Consider the following 21373-nt stretch of genomic DNA (forward strand, 5'->3'; position numbering starts at 1 on the left):
TCCGGCCGTCAAACAAGATCAAACAGTGAGATCTGGTTGCTCTCCGGGATATCCTTCAGAACGCCCATCTCCTCCAGCAGATCGATGATCGTTTTCGATACCTTCGTGCGCTCCCGGAAGTCGTCCTTCGAAAGGAAGGGCCCCTTCTTCGTCTCCTCTTCCACGGCGATCGCCTGCGTGTCCCCGAGACCGCCCACCGAGTTCAGCGGAGGCATGATCTTTCCGTCGATGATGGAGCAGCGCGTCGCATGCGCACGGTACAGGTCGAGCCTGTGGAAGGAAAAGCCTCTGGCATACATTTCCCGCACAAGACGCATATCATCGAGTTCTTCCTTCTCCTTCGCCGACGGATCGGCCTCCTTTTTGATCTGATCCGCGTAATAATCGAGCTTCTCCCGTCCCTGGCACATATGCTCGTAATTGAACGTCTTCAGGCGGATCGAGAACATGGCGGCATAGTAGGCAAGCGGATAATTGATCTTGTAATAGGCGATGCGGAACGCGTTCATGACGTAAGCCGCCGCGTGCGCCTTCGGAAACATATATTTGATACGCTTGCAGGATTCGATGTACCAGTCCGGCACACCATGGTCACGCATCTCCTTCTCCTGCTCCGGGGAAAGCCCGCGGCCCTTCCGAACGGCTTCCATGATCTTGAAGCTGTGCTCCGGCTCGACGCCCCACTGAATGAGATTCAGCATGATATCATCACGGGTGCAGATCGCGGTGCCCAGCGTGCAATCTCCTCTCTCGATGAAATACTGCGCGTTGTCCAGCCAGACATCCGTCCCGTGGGAAAGACCGGAAATCCGGATCAGTTCCGAAAACGTTTTCGGCTTCGTCTCCCGCAGCATCCCCATGACGAAGCTGGTACCGAACTCCGGCACGCCCAGCGTCCCCAGATCGCACCCGTCAAGATCCGCCTTCGTCACGCCGAGTGCCTCCGTTCCCTGAAAGAGGGAGAGAACGCCCTTGTCGTCCAGCGGCACATCATGGGGATCCGTTCCCGTCAGATCCTGCAGCATACGGATGATGGTCGGATCATCGTGTCCGAGAATATCCAGCTTCAGCAGGTTCGTGTCGATGGAATGATAATCGAAATGCGTCGTGATGAACGGTGAGTTCATGTCGTTGGCCGGGTGCTGAATCGGCGTGAACCAGTTGATGTCCATCCCCTTCGGGAGGACGATGACGCCGCCCGGGTGCTGGCCGGTCGTGCGTCGGACGCCGACGCAGCCCGCCGAGAGTCGTTCCAGCTCGCAGCTCTTCTTCGCCTCGCCCTTGTCCTCAAAATAATGCATCGCGTAACCGTAGGCCGTCTTGTCCGCCACCGTGCCGATCGTGCCCGCCTTGAAGGTCTGTCCCTTTCCGAAAATCACCTCCACGAACTGCTGCGCGACGCCCTGCTCGTCGCCGGAGAAATTCAGATCGATGTCCGGCTCCTTGTCTCCCTTGAAACCGAGGAAGGTCTCAAACGGGATATCGAAGCCGTCCTTGATCATCTTCGTCCCGCAGTGCGGACAGAACTTGTCCGGCATGTCGCATCCGCTCCGTCCCTCGGCGTGGGCGAGACGGGTTTCCTCCGAGTCGAATTCGCTGTACCGGCATTTCGGGCAGCGGTAGTGAGGCGGCAGCGGATTCACCTCCGTGATATGCGACATCGTCGCGACGAAGGAACTGCCCACCGACCCCCGGGAACCGACCAGATAGCCGTCATCGTTCGACTTCTTCACCAGCTTCTGCGCGATGATATACATCACCGCGTACCCGTTCCGGATGATGGAGCCGAGCTCCTTGTCCAGCCGCGACCGGACGAGTTCCGGTATCGGATCGCCGTACCACTCCCGGGCGGTCTCGTAGCACATCGCCTCCAGATCCTCCGCCGCGTGAGGAATCGACGGCGGACATTTGTACGGATAGATCGGCGACACATCCCCGATCTGTTCCGCGATCCGGTTGGTGTTCGTGATGACAACCTCCCGGCATTTTTCCTCCCCGAGATAGGAAAATTCAGCCAGCATCTCCTCCGTCGTCCGGAGATAGAGCGGCGGCTGGCCGGACGCCTCCTCCGTGAAGCCGTGTCCGGCCTGAATGATCGACCGGTAGATCGCGTCCTCCGGATTCAGGAAGTGCACGTCACATGTGGCGCAGACCGGCTTGCGGAACTGGTCCCCGAGCCGGACGATCCGCCGGTTGATGTCACGGAGATCCTCCACCGACCGGATCCCGCTCCTTGTCTCTCCGATCAGGTAGTTGTTGTTGCCTGTGGGCTGGATCTCAAGATAGTCGTAGTACCCGGTGATCCGGGCGATCTCCGCGTCCGAAGCGCCGCTTAAGATAGCCTGATACAGCTCGCCCGCCGAGCAGGCGCTCCCGAGAATCAGTCCCTCTCTGTGCGCGTTCAGAACGGAGCGCGGAATCCGCGGCCTTGTCTTGAAATACTTCAGATGCGACTCCGAAACCAGCGTATAAAGGTTGCGCCGCCCGATCTCATTCTTCGCCAGCAGGATGATGTGGTAGTATTTCAGGTTCCGGATACGATCCACCGAGACAGCGCCCTTCGCATTGAGGTCTCCGAACGTGACGATGTTCTGGCTCTCCATCCCTTCGAGCAGCCGGAGATAGGCCATCGCCATACTCCTTGCCCGCGGGAACGCGCGCATCTCGTCCGTATTCGGCACCTTCAGATGGCGGATAAGCGTCCGGAACCGGATCTTGCCGAGTCCCGGGAGAAGGTAGCGGGCCACCGCGGGAATATCGATGAAAGTCCGGCCCGGTGGCTCGATTCCATACCGCTCGCAGGCGGCCAGGATAAAGTTCATGCCCTGATCCGCATCATAGGCGATCAGCGGCAGACTGCCGGCGAACTCCGCGAAAGCCCTCATCGCGTGTTCCAGATCCGGAGACGAAATCACCATATTGTCGGTGATCCCCACCTCCGTCTGGATGGAGAACGGGATCGGCCGCCCGGGATTGACCAGCGTGGAAAACTCTTCCGTCAGCCGTCCGCCTTCGATCTTCTGTGCAGCAATCTCGATGATATCGTGCGTAAAAGGACTCTGACCGGTCGTCACGACATCGAACACGACACAGGGACCGTCGATTCTTCCCTCGACGGCGCCGCCGACCAGATTCTTCATGTCGTCGACCAGATAGCCCTCCATGCCGTAGATCACCTTGAGATCCGCGTCTTTCGGAATACCGCCCTTCCCTCCGAAGCACTTCTTTGCCTCCGGAAACGCCTGCACGACACCATGGTCGGTGATGGCGATCGCTTTCATGCCGAACCGGTAGGCCTGTTTGACGATGGAGGTCGCCGAGGCCACCGCGTCCATATCCGACATCTGCGTATGGCAGTGCAGCTCGACCCGCTTCACCGTCGCGTGATCTTCCCGTGCCTCGCGGAACGGCGGAATCCGGCGGATGCCGTACACGCTCTTGATCATCATCTCCCGGTCATAGGGGTCCAGATCCATCAGGCCCTTGATCACAAAACAGCTGCCCTTCCGGAAGGCCGACTCGTATTCCGGGAGATCCTCCTTGTCAAACCACAACTTGAAACGGAGGCTGTCAGTGTAGTCTGTGACGGCAACCGTGAAAATGATGCGGCCGCTCCGTGTCTCCCGGCTCTCCGTCGCGAAAACTTCGCCCCGCACGGTCACTTCTCTCGGATCGTCTCCCAGTGAGCTGATCGGGTCGGGTTCGTCATCGAAGGCCCGTCCGTAGAGGACGGACGCATCCTTTGCCAGACTCTGGTGACGCCGGCTGTACTGCTTTTCCTCTTTCACAGGAAGCTTTTTCTCGACAGCCGCGCCGGCGTGACGCTTCTCGTTGCGTTCCATCACCTCGCGGATCTTCTCTTCGATCTGCAGGTCGTCCGCCTCCCTCGCGGATGCCGCCTTCTTCTCCGATACCTTTCCCAGCACTTCGACATTTTTGAAACCGGCGCGTTCGCAGAAAATCTTCTCCACGTAGGCAATCAGCCGGTCCTGCTCCCTCAGAAAGACGGCACTGTCCGGTACTGTGACCGTGACCGTCTGGAACGGGCTGCACCCGCCTTGCGGCTCAGTCTCTGCCTCCTCCGTGCTTTCCTTCCTTCCGGCCTCGTCCTCCGTCTCCCCGAACGTCAGTTCGGAATGCAGAAAGGCCTGCTCCAGCAGCGGGTCGACGTTCTTCAGCTCGGTCACCATGCTGGACCGGTACGCCTTGTAAAAATTGGACGCGCTGTAGGATCCGGACAGCACAAAATGCTCGATGACCTTCACCTCCATGCGGCCCGCGTTTCCGAAGACCTGCGCGGAGATGGCATCCTCGAGCCGGTAGATATGCTGCTTCTTCAGCCAGTTTTCCGATACAATATAGATTTTGAGGCGATTCCTCGCATGATTGACCGTAATCCGCTCCACCTTCACATACTCGAGAAGAGCCCGGATCTTCGGATCGACATCAAGGCCAGGAAACGCCTCCAGAAATGGTTTTGCCTGATTCATGAACCCTCACAGTCAGCTGAGACCGTCCGGACTGCTCACTCTCAGCAGCTCCTCCCGGAGCGCACCGAGCAGCTGATCCTCCGGCACTTTTCTGATGATCTCGCCATGGCGGATGAGCAGTCCCTCGTGCCTGCCGCCGGCAATGCCGAAATCCGCTTCTTTTGCCTCTCCCGGACCGTTCACCACGCAGCCCATCACGGCCACCTTCAGATCCAGCGGAATATCCTGCACCATCTGCTCCACCTGATTCGCCAGCGTGATCAGATCGATCTCCGTCCGCCCGCAGGTCGGACAGGAAACCACCTCGATGCCGCCTCTCCGAAGTCCCAGTGACCGCAGAATCAGTTTAGCCGAGCGGACCTCTTCCAGTGGATCGCCTGTCAGAGAAACCCGGATCGTATCGCCGATTCCCTCGTGAAGCAGGATACCCAGCCCCACAGCCGACTTGACGTTGCCTGAGAAAACCGTCCCGGCCTCCGTGATGCCAACATGAAGCGGATAGGCCGTCTGCTCAGACATCAGCTCGTAGGCTTTGATACACATCAGTACATCCGACGACTTGATGCTGATGACCAGATTGTCGTAGTCAAAGTCCTCGATCATCCGCACCTTGTCGAGCGCGCTTTCCACCAGTCCCTCGGCCGTCACGCGGCCGCCGTGGCGCCGGATCACGTCCTGCTCCAGCGAACCGGAATTTACGCCGACGCGGATCGGGATGTTCCGCATGCGGGCCGCGGCGACCACATCGCGGATATGCTCCGGGCCTCCGATGTTCCCCGGATTGATCCGGATCTTGTCCGCACCGTGCTCGATCGCCGCGATCGCGAGCTGATAATTGAAATGAATGTCCGCCACCAGCGGGATATGGATGCGCTTTTTGATCTGCTCCAGCGCCTCCGCCGCCTCTCTGGTCGGCACCGTGCAGCGCACGATGTCGCAGCCCGCCTTCTCCAGGGCGATGATCTGCGCCGCCGTCGCATCCGCATCCTCTGTCTTTGTGTTCGTCATCGACTGGATCGCGATGGGATGGCCTCCGCCGATCACACGGCTGCCGATCCGGATCTCCTTCGTATGCTCCCGGTTCATAAACACCTCCCGGTCATTTTCTGCGGTATGTATCAAACTCATAAACAAGATCGAAATACGTCAGTTCGTCCGTGGCGCGAACCTTCTCCCACTCCGGATCATGATCCAGGTCGGGGAGCCGCGTGTCCGCGTCATAGGCGAAATCGATTTTCGTGATATACGCCGTATCGCAGTACGGAAGAAGGGAGCGGTAAACCTCGCCTCCGCCGATCACGAAGACGTCCCTCGTGTCATACCGGGCGGCCGCGTTCAGCGCTTCCTCCACAGAATGGACCACAGTGGCGCCCTCCGCCTGATAATCCATCTGTCTCGTGATGACGATATTCTCCGCCCGGTTCCGGAGCGGTTTTTTCTTCGGAAAGGACTCAAGCGTCTTTCGTCCCATAATCACCACTTTTCCCGTCGTCATCTGACGGAAATACGCCATATCCTGCGGAATCGAAACCAGCAGCTTTCCGTTTCTGCCGATGGCCCAGTTCCTGTCCACCGCTGCAATCAGATTCATATTCTTCCCTTTCCGCGTGCTCAGACGGCTACCGGTATATGCGTCACCTGGGGTCCGTGCTCATAGTGTTCCACGATCAGGTCGTCTGTGGTGAAATCGTAGAAATCCCGGATCTCCGGATTCAGCCGCACGAGCGGCGCCGGGTATGTCGGCCGGCGGATCAGTTCCTCGACGATGGGCACATGCCGGTCATAGATATGCGCGTCCGCGATCATATGCACAAGCTGTCCCGGAATCATGCCGCTGACCTGGGCAAACATCATCAGAAGAATCGCATACTGCGCCACATTCCAGTTGTTTGCCGTGAGCACGTCCTGTGACCGCTGCGTCAGCACGGCGTTCAGAGTCGGCCGGTCGTCGCCCGGATGCTCGGTCACGTTGAAGGTGACCGACCACGCGCAGGGATAGAGTCCCATCTCGTGGAGGTCATGATGATTGTAGAGGGAGGTGACCATCCGGCGGCTGAATGGATGATGCTTCAGTTCATAAAGGATCCGGTCGGTCTGGTCGAACCAGCCCTCCGGATACTGGTGCTTCACGCCCATCTGATAGCCGTAGGCTTTGCCGATCGAACCGTTCTCATCGGCCCATGAGTCCCAGATGCCCGAATGAAGATCATGAATATTGTTCGATTTCTTCTGCCAGATCCAGAGAATCTCATCCATGCAGCTCTTCAGTGCAGTCCGGCGGAGCGTAATCGCCGGAAATTCCTTTCTCAGATCATACCGGTTGCAGACGCCGAACTGCTTGATCGTATACGCCGGCGTCCCGTCCTCCCAGTGCGGGCGTACCTTTTCCCCCCGGGTATCTGTTCCGCTGTCCAGAATATCCCGGCACATGGAAATAAAAACCTCATCCGCGTAGCTCATTCAATTTTTCTCCCTGATCGTTCAGGAAGCGGTCCCGCAGGCCGTCTCCGCCTGTCTCGCCGCTCCCTCCCCGCCGGATGTTTCCGCTTCGTCCGGCGCTGCCTTCTGATCCTCTGTCTCTCCGTCAGTATCTGCTTTCTCCGGTTCCTTCCGCATCCGCCCATAGAGACGCGTCAGCTCGAGAATGGACCGCGCCAGATCATCCGAGAGAAAATGCGGCGCCACACGCCAGCGCCAGTTTCCTCCTCCCACTGACGGACAGTTCATGCGTGCCTCATTGCCTTTCACAAGAAAGTCCTGAATCGGGATGATGCAGGTATCCGCCACAGAACGGAACGCTTCGCGGATAAAATCCCATGTAAACTGACCGTAATCCGTATGAACTGAGTTGATGTACCGGCGGGCATAGTCGCGGTCATGATCGCTGATGCTCTCGATCCATCCGCGGGTCGTCATATTGTCATGCGTGCCCGTGTAGACCACGCAGTTCCGCTCATGCTTATAAGGCAGGTAGAGGGATGATTCACTCGAATCAAAAGCGAACTGCAGAACCTTCATACCCGGGAATCCCGTATCGGAAAGCAGTTTCCGGACACTGGGCGTGATGAAGCCGAGATCCTCCGCGACGATCCTCACGTCTCCCAGCTCCTCCCGGATCTGTTTAAAAAGATCGAGTCCCGGTCCTTTCTCCCATTTCCCGTTCTCAGCCGTCCTGTCCCCGTACGGAACCGCGTAATACTCGTCAAAGCCCCGGAAATGGTCGATGCGGATCACATCGAAAAATTCCATGCAGCGGGCAATCCGCCTGATCCACCAGTCATAGTTCCGGCGGGCAAGATAATCCCAGTCATAGACCGGGTTTCCCCACAGCTGCCCCGTGGACGAAAAAGCGTCCGGCGGGCAGCCGGCGACCTTCGTCGGCTCATACTCCTCATCGAAGGAAAACATCTCCGGATGAGCCCATGTATCCGCGCTGTCGAACGCCACATAGAAGGGGATATCGCCGATAATCCGGATTCCCCTGTCATTCGCGTAAGCGCGCAGCTTTTTCCACTGCCGCATGAACTCAAACTGCTGAAAACGGAAGAAGTCAACGGTCTCGCCGATCACCTCCTCCAGCACCGCCATCGCCTTGTGATCCCGGTTGCGGTAAGGCATATCCCACTCTGTCCACAGCTTGTTCCGGTATTTCTCCTTCAGCGCCATGAAGAGGCAGTAATCCTCCAGCCAGTCGCGGTTCTCCCGGACAAACGTCTGAAAAGGCTCATTCTCCTCCTCCGTCTCGCGGAAGCGGTGATACGCCGTCCGCAGCATGCGGAAGCGGTTCTGGTACATCGCGTCATAGTCCACTCTTTCCGGGTCCGATCCCCAGAAGAGAGAGTCGCATTCCTCTCTCGTAAGGAAGTCCTGATCAATCAGCTGATCCGGCGCGATGAAATACGGATTGCCCGCGAAGGTTGAGAAGCTCTGGTACGGAGAGTCTCCGAATCCGGTCGGTCCGAACGGCAGCACCTGCCAGTACGTCTGGCCGGACTCATACAGAAAATCGATAAATTCATATGCTTCTATGGAAAAGCACCCGATCCCGTAGCGCGAAGGAAGCGACGAAACCGGATACAGAATACCGCTTGCTCTCATATCTGAATACCCCGTCATTCTGAAAAGGCTGCACGGCCGTTTTGCGAAGTTCCGCGGCCGTCCGGTTTATTATACACCCTGCGAAGTGAAACCGCCAGAAGGACCGGATACCGCAGAACAGACGTGCGGAGCGGGCAGCCGCCCGCTCCGCACGCCGATTCTCCTCATCCTCTCCGGTCTGTCCGCCTCCGGCACTGTACGGCTGTGCTTTCCTTCCCGGGTTCTTTCATCAGAAACCGTCATCCGTTCACGCATGGAACGCGGTTTCCCGGGTATTCACCTCCGCGATCTTCCCGGGATTTACCTTATACTCTCTGTCGGCGGTCATCAGCCCGTTGACCTCCTGCTCGACATCCGAAACCTGCGTGTAGCAGAATCCGCAGATCCACGGAATCTTCCGGATCGCCGTCGTGATCCGGTCGTAACGCCTGAGGAAATCCTCCTCATCCGCCACGCCGTGGCCGTAGCCCCATTCTCCCTCTCCGCGCTTCCGGAACGCGATGCCGCCGTATTCACTGATGATCACCGGCTGTCCGTGATAGCTGAAGCCATTCGCCATCGCAGACTTCCCTCGGCAGTGGTACATCTCCGTCGTCATAATCTCATCTTTATGCGTCAGATAGCGTTCAAGAAGTGTCTCTCCCTCTTCTTCATAATCGTGAAGCGTGATGATATCGGAGACGGTATGCTCCCAGCCGTCATTGACAATCACCGGTCGCATCGGATCGAAGCTCTTCGTCAGATGATAGATCGCTTCAGTAAAATGCTGCTGTGTCCGGTCCGTCTCGACGTCCGGGACGCCCCATGACTCGTTGAACGGCGTCCATGTGATGATGGAAGGATGGCTGTAATTCTGGGCGACGACTTCCATCCACTCCTTTGTGAAGTTCCTGACTGCCTTGTCCGAGAACTGGTATGTCGCCGCCATCTCGCTCCAGACCAGCATGCCTTTCACATCGCACCAGTACAGGAAACGTTCATCCTCCACTTTCATATGTTTGCGGAGGCCGTTGAAACCAAGCTCGTGGATACGGTCAATGTCCGTCACGAGCGCGTTCTCTGAAGGAGCCGTGAGGCCCGATTCCTTCCAGTACCCCTGGTCGAGAATCAGCCTCTGATAAAGAGGATGGCCGTTCAGCAGAATGTTGCCCTTGTCGATCCGGATCTCTCTCATACCGAAATAGGAATAAACGGTATCCAGGCACTTTCCATTCTCCGTCACCGTTACTTCCAGATCATAGAGTGCGGGCGACTCCGGGCTCCAGAGATGAACGCCCGCAGCCGTCTCGTCCGGACGGGCCACGCTGATCCGGAGCGGCGTCTGTGCAGAAGTGAGGGAACCGGTCAGCGTCGCAATCTCATGTCCTTCAAAGGAGACCTTTGCGGTCATAGCAAGGTTCCGTCCGGGCTCTTCTGCTCCTGCCACGTCTGATTCGATTTCAAGCTCAAGACGATGAATATCCGGCGTCAGTTTCAGCGACCGGATGTACGTCTCCGGAACGCTTTCAAGCCAGACGGTCTTCCAGATGCCCGTCGTCTGAACATACCAGCATGCGAAGTTCTCATTCTGCCATCTCTGTTTTCCTCTCGGCTGCGTAAGAGCGAACGAATCATCCGCTTTCACGACGATCAGGTTGCTTCCGTCGACAATCGCATTTGTGACATCAAACGTGAAGCGCGCGTAACCGCCTTCATGTTCGCCGACGAACCGCCCGTTCACCCAGACGCGCGTCCGGTAGTCGCTCCCCTCAAAATGAATGAGGATCCGTTTTCCCGTCTCCGGGTGCATTTCCACTCTTCTCTGGTACCAGATATGGTCGTGTCGCGCCGGGTCATGAATTCCGCTCATCTCCGTCTCATAGGTGAACGGAACCAGGATCGTCTTCTGCTTTTCAAAGCCACCGGGATATCCGGAGCTCTCTCCCCGGTCATCGTCATCAAATGCAAAATCCCATGCACCGTCCAGATTCTGCCAGTTCCGGCGGACCAGCTGCGGTCTGGGGTAGTTTTTGATATAAGTTTTCATGTTGTCTCCTCCAGGTCAATGATGATCCTTCATCCCTTGATGCTTCCGACCGTAATCCCCTCCGTGATCTGACGCTCAAAGACCAGATACAGGATGATGGCCGGAATCGAAGCCACCATATTGGCCGTCATCGGAACCGAGTAGTTCGGGCGGGCGATGGACATGAACGTCGGCAGTCCTACCGGAAGTGTATACATATCATCGGTGAACACGCACAGCAGCGGCCACAGGTAATTGTTCCACGAACCGATGAACGACAGAATCGAGATCGTGGCGATAATCGGCCGCGAGAGCGGAAGGACAACGGCACGGAAAATCGTAAATTCGCCGCCCCCGTCGATCCGGACCGCCTCAATCAGTTCATTGGGAAGTCCTCTGAAAAACGAGACGCAGATGACCAGATTCATGGCTCCGGCCACGCCGGGAAGGATCAGGCCCGCGTAGGTGTTGATCAGATTCATCTTGTTCACTTCGATGAACAGCGGAACGATCGTCGCCTCGGTCGGAACGAGAAGCCCGACCATGATGTAGTAGTAAAGCGCCTTGGCCGCACGGAAACGGATCTTCGCGATCGCGTACGCGGCCATCGTTGAGATCAGAACGGTGATCACGGTGCTCAGAACCGATGTGACCAGCGAATTGATGAACCACCGGAACACGCTTGTTCCGGAAAGAATGTAGCGGTAATTGGTCAGCGTATAAGGCGGCTTGAACCAGTCCCAGATCACCGCAAACTGTTTGGACTCACTTTGAATCGAACAGAAAAAGGACCAGATGATCGGAAACAGCATGAAAAAGGCAAGCAGCAGGGATATGACGGTCAGCACCGTACCGCCGGCAGACTTCCTTGATCTGGACATATCAGTCATCCCCTTTCTGCAGCTTCAGCTGAACGATCGTGCAGACGATCAGAATCAGAAACAATGCGTAGGACATCGCAGCGGCATAGCCAAGCTTGTTCTTGTCGAACGCCTGCTGATAAATGTACATGATCAGCGGTCTTGTCTTGTTGGCCGGTCCGCCCTTCGTGATCAGCCGGATCTGTCCGAAGACCTTGAAGGACGCGATCACCTGAAGCATGATCACAAGATAGATCGTCCGCTTCAGAAGCGGAAGGGTGATCTGGAACAGTCTCTGGCGGGCATTGGCGCCGTCTACCTCGGCCGCCTCCATGATCTCCGGGGAAATGTCCTGCAGCGCCGACAGATACAGCAGCATCGGGAAGCCGAGCGTCCACCAGCCGGTCATGAAGACGATGGTGGCCCAGACAAGCTTCGGATCCTGAAGCCAGAGCGGCTCCGTCTTGGTCGTCACCGCGCCGAGCGATTCAAGAATCCCGTTGATCAGTCCGCGGTACGGCGCGAAGGTGTACTGCGCGACGTACGAAGCGACTGAGACAGAAAGGATTCCCGGAAGATAAAAGCTGGTTCTCAGGAATCTGCGGAACCGGGTCTTTCTGTTCGCCAGCAGCGCCAGTACCAGAGACAGGATTACAACCAGAGGCACGCAGAACACGACGAAGAGGCAGGTATGCTGAAGCGCCTCCCAGAAGTTTTTGTCTCCCAGCATCTTCTGGTAATTTCCGAGTCCGATAAAGCGCAGGCGCCCCATCAGCGACCAGTCATTCAGGCTGACCCAGACACCCTGCACGACCGGATAGATAATGAAAACCGTGAAAAGGATGAGAAACGGAAGGACGAAGGCCCAGCCCATCAGCGTTTCTCTTTTCTTGTAAACCTGTTTCGTCTTCATATTCAATCTGCTCCCTTGTTTTCCTCTGCGGCCATGATTCCGAAAAATGCCGGGGAGAGCCTTCTCTCCCCGGCAAATCAGCGGTTCCCGAAGACCGGTCAGTCAAGGTTGTTGTCGATCGCCGTATAAACATTATTGTAGGCGGTGTCGAGATCCGTCTCTCCGGTCCAGTAACCGTTGAGCGCATCGATGATCTCCGCCTTCATGCCGCCGTAATAGCTCGTGGTTCTCGGCGCATACTTGGCATGGGTCAGCTCATCGACCACATTGTATCCCTTCATCTGTTTGTACTCATCGCTCTGGTTCGCCTTCTTCGCGGACGGAATCTGACCGGATCCGGCCCAGATGATGCCGCCGTCATTCGACGCGTAGAAAAGGAATTTGGCCGCGGAGAGCGACTCGTCATCCGTTCTGTCCTTCTTGACCGGCAGAACCAGCGTGTGGGAGTCAGCCCAGCAGTACTGATTGTCACCCGTTCCGAAGAGCGCCGGAAAATCCGCATTGTTAAAGTTCAGTCCTTCTGTCTGTTCAAAGACGCCCGTCGCCCATGTACCGGTGATGCAGAAAGCCGCCTTGCCGGCCTGGAACAGAGCCTGATGGTCATCAATCGCCGGAAGGATCAGACCGTCGTCATAGAGGCTCTTCTCCCACTCCATGACTTCCTTGCACTTGTCCTCGTCGATCGTCGTCTCGGAAGCGTCCTCGTTCACAAAATCCGCGCCGCCGTCCTGGAAATAGTCCGCGTACCACATACGGAACGGATCGTCGCCCTGCTGTGTGATGGAAAGCGGAGAGACATCCGAAGGAAGCGCGTCCTTGCATTTCTTCAGAAGAGCGGTGAAGTCGTCCTTGCTCTTGATATTCTTCACATCATCCTCGGAGATGCCTGCCTGCTTCAGCAGGTCCAGATTGTAGTAGAGCACCTCCGCGTGCGTATCAAGCGGGATTGCGTAAATGTGGCCGTCGATGGTCACCGCGTCGATGGAAGCCTGCTCATAGTAGTCGCTCAGGTTGATGTCCATCTGCTTCAGGTAATCGTCAAGCGGTTCGATGGCTCCCGTCTCCGCCAGCTCATAGAGCTTGGAGACATGGGAGATGCCGATGTCAGGGCCGTTGCCCGTCGCGATGGCGGTCTGAAGTTTCGTATAATAATCGTCCCAGACAAGCGTGATCGCGGTCACCGGGTGATCCGGATTCTGTGTCGAATTGTACTGATTGACAATCTTGGAGAACCACTCGCCGTCGCCGCCCGTGAAAAGTGACCACATCACAAGGTTGTTCTCGTTCACCTGCACCTTCTCGGGATTGTTGACGGTTCCGTCGCTGTTCACATCCGCATCCGCCCCGTAGGTCGCGCCTGATGTCACGCCTGCCAGCGCCTCGGCAGAAGACGTCGCCTCTGACGCGACCGCTGAATCCGCCTGAACAGCCATGCTTCCGATCATCGATACGGCCATCGCGCCGGTCAGTGCCAGACTAATCCATTTCTTCCTCATGAAAGTTCCTCCTTTTCTCCCCGGTTTCCGTCCGGGATGTTTTCCCTCGTCATTTCGTTTTGTTCGCCGCGGCCACAGCATACAACAGCATCATTGTTGCAAAATTGATGTCCTGTCAATATTTGCAACATTTCTGTCGCTTATATAATCAGTTATATAGCAATAACGACGATATGTCAATCTATTGACTGCCAATTTTCGTCATAATATGGCTATTTTATGCTGTGAAGTGCAAATCTGTTATTTATACAACAGTATCACTGTTATATACAGGATAAAAACGACCGCCGGAAACAATGATTCCGGCGGTCATTCTGACTTAATCGTTTTCGCCCGTCATGTCAGCAGCTGGTCCGGCGTGAGGGCGTTCTGATGATACCCGATGCTCATGACGATGTCCTGTTCATAGTTTCCGAACGTCTTTCCGAACAGATTGAAGCCGCCTACGTGGCGGGCATCCGGTTTGTTGCCGATGCAGAGTTCGACAAACGGCCGCGTTTCGGCGAACACCTCCCGGGCTGTGAGATCCGATGCTTTCTGGCGGTTCAGAAAACAGCCTTTCTCATTGACCTCGAGCACCACCAGATCACCGTACTGACTTTGCCCGCTCTGCCAGACCGGCGGGTTCAGCCGGCCGTGGAAGGCGCCGTAATCGCCCGGGCAGGTCCAGGTGGCGCACTCGACGCCATTGACCCAGAATGTCACGTCCGACTTCCAGTCCTCGCGGTACCCCGGCGCCTCCGAACAGAGTTCCATCGAAAAGCGCACACTGCGGATGGTATCGCTGACCCGCAGCGCAGTGCCGAATCGGTACGTCACGCTTCCGCGAGAGGTCCACAGAATCCCGGCGCGCTGTCTTTCCGGAAGATAAAAGCTGTACACCCGGTCTTCCATCCCGACCGGGCCCTCCGGTGCACAGAGACCGCAGGTCGGATACGGATCGACGGAGATATAGCCGCCCACCGGCATCTCCACGCTGTAAGACTCGTCCATATCGCCGTATCCTCCGACAAACTGGATATTTGTGAAATCCGGAACACGGCTGCACATCTTCGAGACACCGTGGCGGCCCGGCTGCTCCTCCATCCGGATAAGTCCCGCCTCCTGAAGGATCTTCAGATGAAAGGCGACGGAGGACTGGGGAATTTTGAGCGCCCGGGAAATGTCGCTGATAATCATGTTGTCATGGGCGATCAGCTGAAGAATCCGGATCCGGTCAGGCGAGGAAAGCGCTCTGCCCAGTGCACAGATCGCTTCCGTATCCGAGTCGATGAAATAATTGCGGATTTTTGCCATGCGATCCCCTCACTTTCCGCAGACTGTCTTTCGGCAGACGTCCTGACCGTTCCGCGTATACGCCTCCATGGAAAACCGCTCCTTCAGCCGGAGCTGCGCCGGCTCTCCTGTCGTCGGCCCCATGATGGGATACGAAAACAGCCGTACGTCTCCAATCCGCCGGGATGCGGATATAAGATCCGGATCAATTCTTTCCTTCTGAATGCCCGCGCGCTTCACCGCTCTCTTTCTCCTGCGAGCCGCAGATCATGTCTCCCGCAAGCAGGACAAGCGCATCGCAGAAAAAGAACAGGAGGAAATTGTTGACAACGGAAATCAGCACAATCACACAGAACCACAGGTAGAGATACGGCTCCCTCTTCTTCCAGATCCAGAGGCCCAGCGCGGACAGAAGACCCAGAAACAGCACCGTGAAAACGGCGCCGTACACTACCGGAAGGTAGACATAGTTGCTGTCGATATAAAGCCCTCCGGACATGGTCTTAAAGTTGACATAGCGGTTTCCCTGCAGCGTCACATGATTTCCGAACAGCCGGATCCCGTACTGATGATAGGCCGTGACCGAAAAATCGAGGCGCGAAATCAGCGTATCGAACGAATTACGGAACGGATCGAACAGCTGCGCCTTATGGTCATACGTCCAGACCATCATCCACGTGCCTCCGAAGGCAAGCCACGGAAGCAGCAGGGCGATCCATTTCCAGATGCGTCCGCGGAACCGGAGCCACTGCCAGCGGACGGCGATGAGATAAAGCACAAGCAGGCCGCAGGCCGTAAGGACGACCAGATTCGTCGTGTGGACATACCGATAAAGCAGCACATGCGCGGCTGCCAGCAGGGCAATTTCGACGTACGTGCAGCGTTTTCCTCTCAGATACAGATAGAGGAACGTCAGTCCGAGGCAGAGGTAGGCAAAGCGGCTGTAGTAGTTGAATCCCATTCCTCTCGCGATCAGAACCCTCGTTCCGGATCCATGGTTAAACTCGTAGTTCTGCAGAATGCCCGCCTGCATGGAGCCGCAGACAAACAGCAGCACGAGAACCGTCGCCGTAAAAAGATGTGAGACAATTTTTCGAAAGGGAATTCCGTACAGAAACAGCACGAGACTCATCTGAAGAAAGAGCCGGTTGGAGCCGATTCTTTTTGAAACAAGAAGCGTCGTTCCCAGCAGGATCAGCCAGACCAGGATCTGTCTCAGCCGGTACGAATCCATCAGCAGTACTTTAAGAACCAGGCAGGCTATCACAGCCATCCAGAGAAGCCGGAACACATTCGGGCTCCAGATCGACGTATAATTGGTCGCATTCAGATTGTAATAAAACGTGTACAGGTAGAGAGCGAGGCAGCCGAAAAAAGAAGTATCGGTACGCGTCACGGTCTGTGTCTGATTCATATATTCTCCTGAAAATGCAGCCGCCCGCACTCACGCGCAGGGCTGTGCCGCGGAATCGTTTCATTCAGATACCGGAGCGGATCAAACAAAAAGCGGCTGACTTGTGTATCAGTATAAGTCAGCCGCCTGTTTTTTTCAATTGGAAAGGTTCTGGGATCAGGCCTCGCCGTCTCCCGCCGCATTCTGCGCGTCGCCGCCCGTTGCTTCCTGGCCGCCGGCCGCCGCGTTCTGCGCGTCGCCGGTGCTGCTCTCCTCGAAGTAAGTGTGGCCAGGCAGGTTCCGGATCGTTCCCTGTGGCCCCAGATTGTAGCTCGTGCCGTTGTCGAACTTGATCACGAACTGATAATAGATCTCGGGGTAGCCGTCCAGGTCCTTCAGCGGATCGAAGGTGGTGTAGTAGCCGCCGCCGTCCAGTTCCTTCGTCTGGATCCACCGGCGGATGATCTGGCCGCCCTTTTCCACCCAGATCTTCAGATGGATGTATTTGACCGGTTCGTCCGCCGGAATATCAAACGGATCCGTCGAGATCGAAATCCATCCGTGCGTCAGGTCATAGGTCTCGGACTTGATCCGGACGCTTCCGTATTTCTTTACGTTCGCTTCCACCTCCGGATCCAGCTGCTCCATCTTCTCGATGAAGTCAGTCTTCTTTGAAACCTCCGCCTTGACCGCATCATCTCCGTACGTTTCCAGAAGGGTCTTCTCATCTGAAAAGAGATTGACACCAAGCCCCAGCCGGTTGCCCTCGATCTTGACGCCCAGCGCCGCCAGCGTCGTGGGGAAGTTGTCGAAAGTGGAGAAATCCCGGCGCTGTTCCGGATCGCTCGCCTTCGCATCCGCGTTGATGTAGCAGGTATAGGTGCGGCGGGAATAGGAATCCGGCACCTTCGCGCAGTAATCAGCGTCCATCGTGGGGTGATCGCCGGTGATCATGATCGTCGTGTTGTCGTACCAGTCCTGCTGCTGAATCCATTTCACCAGTTCGGAGATCTGCCTGCTTGAGCAGGCGAAGACGTTCGAGTACTGATCATCGAAAGTGTCGCCGCAAAGCTCGCAGACATACCCGTCCGGGAAATGCGTGTCCACCGTGAGAAGCGTCAGGTTGAACGGCTGGTCTCCGGAGGCGAGCTCCGTCAGCGTATCCTTCGCCATCGCGATGGTTTTCTCGTCCTCCATCCCCCACCAGACCTTGTAGTTCTCCGGAATGATCCCCTTCTCCTTGGCGTAGACATAGTCACGGATCTCAAAATCGCCGTGCTGCTGAAAATACAGCCGCCGGCCGCCGAACGTGGCGTCCGATCCGAGCACGAAGACCTGCCGGTACCCTTCGTCCTTCAGCAGGTCTCCCATCGTCGTGATCTGCGGGAAGAAGCTTGTCATCGCGGACATGGAGTTCCGCTCGATGTCGATGTTGAGCGGGAGTCCCGATGCCATGCCGAAAATCGCGCCCATCGTCCAGGTCGCGCCCGGAAGCGCCAGACCGCCGTTCAGCTTTTTCCTGTCTGTGCCCGCGAAGTCTTCGTTCTCCTGCGCGAGCTTTGTAATTTCCGGAATCACATTCTGATCAAAATCGCCGCCTTCGGCCTTGTCCGCGAACGTCACTTCGGTGGATTCCATATAGATCTGAACCAGATTCCGCTTCTTTTTCGGAAACGTGAGCTCCACCTTCGACGGATCCACATAATGGTTCTCGATAAAGTCCGACTTGGTGTTCCGGTCCCGGATGTAGTCCAGCAGCTTCACTTCGCGGCCGAAATAGACCACCGAAAAGACGAGCACGCCCACCATCGCCGCGAGGCCGATGCCGGCGATCCGGCTGTAATGCGCCTTCTTTCTGCGCGCCATCAGCAGCAGAACCGCCGCAGCCGTACAGACCAGCGCCGGAACGAGGCACTTGATCATATAGTCAGGCACCATATTGTTTCCCGTGCCTTCCAGCGGCGCCTCCAGCTGATAGATGATTTCATCCATCGTAAGACCGCTCCACTGAGACAGAACCCAGCGGAGAGACAGCACGGCAATCATGCCGAGAAAGGTAAAAATCGGGAACAGAACGGACAGTACCGTCCTCCCTGCTTTTCCTTTATGTCTGCCTTTTTCTTTGTTTTTATTCTCTGTGTAACCCAATGCTGTACACCCTGTCCTTCCGCCGACCGCAATTCCGTCTCGCAAAAGCCCGATTTTACGGAAAGGTAGATTAATCAAACGTGGGTATTATAGCATAAAGCGGTTTATCTCCCAAGAGATAAACCGCCTCTGACTGCAGACAAAAGACACAATTCACACACTGTTCAAATTGTCAAACACTTCCCGAAGCCGGCTTTGCCGCCTCCTCCGCTGCCTGCGCAAGGCGGGGCACCGACACTTTCTGAAGCTCCACCATCCCGAAAGGATGCTGATCCGGTTCGGGCAGCCGGACGTGCAGCGCTTCGCGGATCACGTCCCGTACCGTGGACACCGAAATAATCTCCAGCTCCCTGCGTACTTCCTCCGGCACGTCTTCGAGGTCGCGTGCATTCTCCTTCGGAATCAGGACCTTGCGGATGCCGGCCCGGTTGGCGGCCATCAGCTTCTCCGGAAGCCCGCCGATCGGCAGCACCTGGCCGCGCAGCGAGATCTCGCCCGTCATCGCGAGCCGCGGATCAACCGGAATGCCTGTGACAAGCGAGGTCACCGCGGTGAACATCGTGATGCCGGCGCTGGGTCCGTCCTTCGGCACCGCTCCTTCCGGGATGTGAATATGGATATCCCGCTTGGCGAAATCGAGGCCGCTGTCCATAAACATGCTGCGGACCAGAGAGACGGCCGTCTCCGCCGACTCCTTCATCACGTCGCCGATCTGACCGGTGAGATGAATCTGACCGGTTCCGTTCATTGCCACCGACTCGATGAAGAGAATCTCACCGCCAGCCTGCGTCCAGGCAAGTCCGGTGACGACGCCAGCCGGATTGGCTTTCATCACCCGGTCGTGGCTGACCTTCTTCCGCCCCAGAAATTCCTCGAGGTTCTTCTCCCGGACGATCACCGGACCTGCTTCCGGCGCCTCCTCCTTCCCGCTGCCGTCGCCGATCCTTCCCTCCACGATCCGGACGGCTGCTTTCCGGCAGACGGCCAGAAGCTGCTTCTTCAGTCCCCGGACGCCGGCTTCCATCGTATAATCGGAAATGATCTTTCTCAGCGCGCCGTCCGTGAAGCGGATATCCTTCTTTGAAAGACCGGTCTCATGCAGCGCCTGGGGGACAAGATGCTCCTTTGCTATATGGAAATGCTCGGCCGGCGTGTATCCGGCGAGCTCGATTACCTCCATCCGGTCCAACAGCGGCTGGGGAATCGTATCCCATGTGTTGGCGGTACAGATGAAAAAGACATGGGAGAGATCGTACGGCAGGTCCACATAGTGGTCTTCGAAGGTCGCGTTCTGCTCCGGATCCAGCGCCTCCAGCAGTGCTGCGGAGGGATCGCCGTCGAAGCTTGACTTGATCTTGTCCACTTCGTCCAGCACGACCACCGGGTTCATCGACCCGGAGCGCTTGATGCCTTCCATAATCCGTCCGGGCATCGCGCCGATGTAGGTTCTGCGGTGTCCGCGGATCTCCGCCTCGTCACGGATTCCACCGAGGGAAATCCGGACATACTTCCGGCCGAGTGCCTCCGCGACAGACCGTCCCATACTCGTCTTGCCTGTGCCGGGAGCTCCGACCAGCAGCAGGATCGATCCCTTCTGGTCCGGCGCGTCCGCATTCTCATTGAGCGACATCACAGCCAGATGCTGCAGAATTCTCTCCTTTACCTTATCGAGGCCGTAATGGTCCCGGTCCATGATCTTGCGCGCCTTTTTCAGATCGATTGGATCCTGCTTCTCCACCTTCCACTTCAGCGTCGTGACGAAATCGAGATAATTATACAGCGAATTGTACTCCGCTCCGTTCGTCGGCTCCTGTTCGAAGCGGCGGAGCACGCGCTCCACCTCCTTCCGGACGTTATCCGGCATGCCGGAAGCCTCGATCCTCTTCTCGAAGGAGTCCTCATCCTCCTCCCGTTCCGGCTCCATTTCCTTCAGCTCTTTCTCGAGCAGGTTCATCTGCTTTTTGATGGCCGCCTTCTTGTAGGCGATCCCCTCCGGATCATCCGCGCTCTGAAGATCGACCTGAAGGTCAATGGCACCCTTGAACCGCTTGACCGCCTCGAGAATCAGCTTCCCGCGTTCCCGGAAGGATCCTGTCTCCAGCAGCTCATACTTCTCCTCCGCCGTCATGTCGAAGAACTGGCAGAAGACCGCCGCGTATTCGTTCACCGACTTGAGGTTCTTCAGGTATTCGATCGCATAGTCTCCGCCCTTGATCTTCGACGCCACCTCCGTGGTCGTCTTCTTCAGTGTATCGAGCAGCGTTTTCTCTCCGACGTAGGTGACATCCATCACTTCCTCAACCGGTTCAAACGTGCCCTCCAGCACATCCGCTCCGGTTTCGACAGACAGCGACCTCACCTTGCCGCGTGTCCGGGCGTGGAGAAACGTCCCCATCGGTCCTTCACTGATATCCAGAACCTCCGCCTCGACACCCAGCGCGTAGAAGTCATCCGCTGTCAGCTCTTCGCGCTTCTTCGCTTCCTTCAGCGGCATCAGCACCACATGTCCGTCATCTATCTTGACCCGGCTTTTTTCCGCCTCGGAAATTTCCTCAAGGCTCAGGCGATACTCCACATCCGGCAGAAGAACCGTATTGTAAAATGCAAGGATCATACTGCTTGTACTCATGTTCTGCCTCCTGTTCTGTTAGCACTATAATTAAATGAGTGCTAACACTGATTCGATCATATCACC

Annotated in this window: 13 protein-coding genes; all 13 read right to left on the reverse strand. The window is 56.8% G+C overall.

All coding sequences use genetic code 11. The features are described from left to right. Window positions 1-8: 8 nt before the first annotated feature. The 13 genes from G4C92_RS01175 to lon all read right to left on the reverse strand — a co-directional run bounded on the left by G4C92_RS01175 (window position 9) and on the right by lon (window position 21307). Entirely contained in the window at window positions 9-4490 is a 4482-nt protein-coding gene (locus tag G4C92_RS01175) for a PolC-type DNA polymerase III (RefSeq protein WP_274940806.1), read from the reverse strand. 12 nt (window positions 4491-4502) lie between these two features. Continuing rightward, entirely contained in the window at window positions 4503-5576 is a 1074-nt protein-coding gene (gene ispG / locus G4C92_RS01180) for a flavodoxin-dependent (E)-4-hydroxy-3-methylbut-2-enyl-diphosphate synthase (protein ID WP_274940807.1), read from the reverse strand. Between the two features lie 13 nt (window positions 5577-5589). Then, entirely contained in the window at window positions 5590-6081 is a 492-nt protein-coding gene (locus tag G4C92_RS01185; RefSeq protein WP_274940808.1) for a dihydrofolate reductase, read from the reverse strand. Between the two features lie 20 nt (window positions 6082-6101). After that, window positions 6102-6950, reverse strand: coding sequence for a thymidylate synthase (gene thyA, locus G4C92_RS01190; RefSeq protein ID WP_274940809.1), 849 nt, complete (start codon window positions 6948-6950; stop codon window positions 6102-6104). 21 nt (window positions 6951-6971) lie between these two features. Then, window positions 6972-8606 carry a 4-alpha-glucanotransferase gene (malQ, locus tag G4C92_RS01195; protein WP_330654749.1) on the reverse strand — a complete coding sequence of 545 codons (1635 nt, stop codon included), beginning with the start codon at window positions 8604-8606 and terminating at the stop codon, window positions 6972-6974. Window positions 8607-8835: 229 nt separating this feature from the next. Next, window positions 8836-10614: a glycoside hydrolase family 2 protein gene (locus tag G4C92_RS01200; protein WP_274940810.1), complete on the reverse strand. Its 1779-nt coding sequence runs from the start codon at window positions 10612-10614 to the stop codon at window positions 8836-8838. Window positions 10615-10643: 29 nt separating this feature from the next. Then, entirely contained in the window at window positions 10644-11474 is an 831-nt protein-coding gene (locus G4C92_RS01205) for a carbohydrate ABC transporter permease (RefSeq protein WP_274940811.1), read from the reverse strand. Window position 11475: 1 nt separating this feature from the next. Next, on the reverse strand, window positions 11476-12366 hold the full coding sequence (locus G4C92_RS01210) for a carbohydrate ABC transporter permease (RefSeq protein WP_274940812.1): 891 nt from the start codon (window positions 12364-12366) through the stop codon (window positions 11476-11478). A gap of 98 nt (window positions 12367-12464) precedes the next feature. Continuing rightward, complete coding sequence (locus G4C92_RS01215) at window positions 12465-13862, reverse strand: ABC transporter substrate-binding protein (RefSeq protein WP_274940813.1); 1398 nt, start codon at window positions 13860-13862, stop codon at window positions 12465-12467. A 336-nt stretch (window positions 13863-14198) separates the two neighbouring features. Next, window positions 14199-15158 (reverse strand): ArsR/SmtB family transcription factor, encoded by a 960-nt coding sequence (locus G4C92_RS01220; RefSeq protein WP_274940814.1) that lies wholly within the window; start codon window positions 15156-15158, stop codon window positions 14199-14201. A gap of 184 nt (window positions 15159-15342) precedes the next feature. Next, complete coding sequence (locus tag G4C92_RS01225; protein WP_274940815.1) at window positions 15343-16551, reverse strand: hypothetical protein; 1209 nt, start codon at window positions 16549-16551, stop codon at window positions 15343-15345. A 156-nt stretch (window positions 16552-16707) separates the two neighbouring features. Beyond that, window positions 16708-18678 (reverse strand): sulfatase-like hydrolase/transferase, encoded by a 1971-nt coding sequence (locus G4C92_RS01230; protein WP_274940816.1) that lies wholly within the window; start codon window positions 18676-18678, stop codon window positions 16708-16710. Between the two features lie 172 nt (window positions 18679-18850). After that, on the reverse strand, window positions 18851-21307 hold the full coding sequence (gene lon / locus G4C92_RS01235; RefSeq protein WP_274940817.1) for an endopeptidase La: 2457 nt from the start codon (window positions 21305-21307) through the stop codon (window positions 18851-18853). Between the last annotated feature and the right edge of the window lie 66 nt (window positions 21308-21373).

This window comes from Chordicoccus furentiruminis (assembly GCF_019355395.1).
GTDB classification, from domain to species: Bacteria; Bacillota; Clostridia; order Lachnospirales; family Lachnospiraceae; genus Chordicoccus; species Chordicoccus furentiruminis.